The sequence below is a fragment of the Mammaliicoccus fleurettii genome, from assembly GCF_003970575.1.
Classification (GTDB): Bacteria; Bacillota; Bacilli; order Staphylococcales; family Staphylococcaceae; genus Mammaliicoccus; species Mammaliicoccus fleurettii.
This window is the reverse complement of record NZ_RXWZ01000119.1, coordinates 1-2,235: the sequence shown is the minus strand read 5'-3', so window position 1 is coordinate 2,235 and position 2,235 is coordinate 1. Positions and strand designations below refer to the sequence as shown.

The following is a 2,235-nucleotide window of genomic DNA, read 5'->3' as shown; positions in this document are numbered from 1 at the left end:
GTCTTTATAGACAATAGTTCTGCTTTTTATCATTTATAAAAAAATATATTTTAAATTTTACGAAATAGTATAATGTTACTAATATTTTCAATCCTCAAATGAGAATGAATATCCTTTTATAACGGTATTTAAATTAGATTAAAAGGGATTTATATGGTAATATAGATTATAATAATTATAATCTATATTATATTGTAATTTAGATTTATTATAATTTGTTGGGGAGGCTTTATATGTTTAGAAAGTATAAACAACATGCTGCACTAATCAATACTATAATATGTGCATTTTTAATTTTAGTAGGAATTATTTTAAACTCATTAGATTTATTTACTTATTCTATCAAAATTTATTTATTAGCTTTTATCATTGGAGGATTCTTAAGTGCAAAAGAAGGGTTGAATGAATTAATTAAAGACAAACATTTCAATGTTGATTTATTAATGATTTTAGCTGCAATTGGTGCGTCAGTAATTGGTTATTGGATGGAAGCAGCTTTGTTGATATTTATATTCTCCTTAGCTGAAACAATGGAAAAGATGGCTGAAGAAAAAACAAAAAATACAATGACTGAACTTTTAAAAATCACACCAGATCTCGCTAGACGTATAAGTACAGATGGGACAATTGATATTATTTCCACACAAGAGTTGGAAGTAGGTATGTTTGTTCAAGTGCCAAAGGGAGAAACTATTCCTATAGATGGTGAATTAACTTCTGAATATGCTGTCATTAATGAATCGGCTATAACTGGAGAATCTATTCCTATTGAAAAAAAGAACAAGGAAAATTTAACCGGAGGGACGCTCAACGAAGGTGAAACTTTTGAGATGCAAGTTACAAAAAATATCGATAATACATTGTTTTCAAAAATAATTCGACTTGTCGATGAAGCTCAGTCTTCTCCTTCACATACTGCAAGTTTTATAGAAAATATAGAAAGTATTTATGTCAAAATAATACTTCTTGGTGTGCCATTATTTATCTTATTGACTCCATCTATATTGAATTGGAGTTGGGAACAAGCTTTTTATAGGGGCATGGTTTTATTGACTGTTGCATCGCCATGTGCACTTATTGCAAGCGCTACTCCCGCAACATTATCTGCAATCAGTCGTGCTACAAGACGAAATATGCTATTTAAAAGCGGAAATGCAATAGATGTACTCAATCAAGTTAAAGCAATAATATTTGATAAAACAGGAACACTAACAATAGGACAGCCTACTGTTCAGGAATCATTTTATATGTCTAATGTCGAACAAAAAGAATTAAAAAAAATATTAAAATCAGCAGAAAACGAAGCAACACACCCTATAGCTCAAGCACTTGTAAAACATTTAAATGACGTTGACATAATACCTCTTGATTATGTAAATAATATCACAGGAAAAGGATTACAAGTTTATTATAATAATCATGAATGGCGCATTGGTAAATTGGAATTTGTCACAAACAGGGTATTGGATTTAGATATACAACAAAAAATAAATAGCATTCCCCCAGTTTCAACACAAGTCTATGTCTCTAAAGATAATAAGTTAGAAGCTTATTTTTCACTATCAGATCAAATTAAAGATGATACTATAGATGCTATTTCTAAGTTGAATAAAATGAATATACACACAATTATGGTTACAGGGGATAATTTTCAAACAGCAAATGAAGTTGCAAGAACTATTGGAATTAAAGAAGTTTATGCAAATAAACTTCCTCAAGAAAAAGCGGAAATTGCAAAAAAAATTAAAAATGAATATGAAACTATAGCTGTGGTTGGAGATGGGATTAATGATGCGCCAGCTCTTGCAATTGCCGATGTCGGATTTTCAATGGGAAATGGTACAGATATTTCAATGGAAACTTCAGACGCAATTCTTATGCAAAATGATTTAATTCAAATCCCTTTTTCAATAAGCCTATCATTAAAGTTAAAAAAAATTGTTAAAGAAAATATTATTTTTTCATTAAGCATTATAGTAATATTGATTTTCACCAATATTCTTCAATTAATTAATTTACCTCTTGGTGTTATAGGACATGAAGGCAGCACGATTCTTGTAATTATAAATAGTTTAAGACTCTTATATTTTAAAGATGATTTTAAGAACTTTAGTTAAAGAATTAAATAGTATAACAATCATTATTAAGAAAGAATTTGATTTTGAAATGATTAATTGACTTTTTTCAAAAAGGTCTATTTTATGAATATATATAGATATATTTTCAATCTTAAAA

The 2,235-nt window shown here is 28.3% G+C and carries 1 protein-coding gene; it reads left to right on the top strand.

The annotated features are described in order from the left end of the window. Positions 1-233: 233 nt before the first annotated feature. Complete coding sequence (locus tag CD129_RS09100; RefSeq protein ID WP_002512600.1) at positions 234-2,117, top strand: heavy metal translocating P-type ATPase; 1,884 nt, start codon at positions 234-236, stop codon at positions 2,115-2,117. Positions 2,118-2,235: the final 118 nt, after the last annotated feature.